This is a genomic window from Paractinoplanes toevensis (assembly GCF_018332695.1).
In the GTDB taxonomy this organism is placed as follows: Bacteria; Actinomycetota; Actinomycetes; order Mycobacteriales; family Micromonosporaceae; genus Actinoplanes; species Actinoplanes toevensis.
The window spans coordinates 1-727 of record NZ_BOQN01000256.1 but is presented as its reverse complement, the minus strand read 5'-3'; the positions used below and the strand labels follow the sequence as shown (position 1 = coordinate 727).

The window sequence follows — 727 nt, the reverse complement described above, 5'->3', positions numbered from 1 at the left end:
GCACGTCGCCCCGGAGACCCGGGCCAAGGTGCAGGCCGCCATCGACGCCCTCGGCTACGTTCCCAACCCCACCGCGCGCCGGCTGCGCGGCGGCGGCACCGGGGTGATCGCGCTGGCCGTGCCCGAGCTGCGCTCGCCGTACTTCGCCGAGCTCGCCGGGATGATCGTGCGGGCGGCCGAGCCACGGGGCTGGACCGTCCTGATCGAACAGACCGACGGCCGGGCCGACCGCGAACGCGACCTGGTCGCGGGCCTGCGCCGGCACTCCATCGACGGGCTCATCCTCAGCCCGGCCGGGCTCGACGCGACCGATGTCAGGCCCGAAGGGCTGCCTACCGTGCTGCTTGGCGAGCGGATCCGGGACGGCCCGGCCGACCACGTGGCGGTCGACGGTGCCGCTGCCGCGGCCGACGCCACCCGGCACCTACTGCGGCTCGGCCGCTGGCGGATCGCGGCGATCGGCGCGCCGGATCGGCCGTCCGCGGTCACCCGGACCCAGCGGCTCGCCGGATTCCGCGCCGCCATGGCCGGTTCCGGCCTGGCCGTGGACCCGCAGCTGGTGGTGCCGGTGTCCGGCATGCACCTCGCCGACGGCGCCGCCGCCATGGCCCGGCTGCTCGACCAGGTGGAACAGCCGCCGGACGCGATCTTCTGCTTCACCGACCCGCTGGCGCTCGGCGCCATCCGCACCTGCGCGGACCGCGGTCTCGACGTGCCCGGCGACATC

General features: G+C 76.3%; 1 protein-coding gene. It reads left to right on the top strand.

The genetic code is table 11. The features are described from left to right. A partial coding sequence (locus Ato02nite_RS51050) for a LacI family DNA-binding transcriptional regulator (RefSeq protein WP_213013979.1) occupies positions 1 to 727 on the top strand: 727 nt, incomplete at both ends.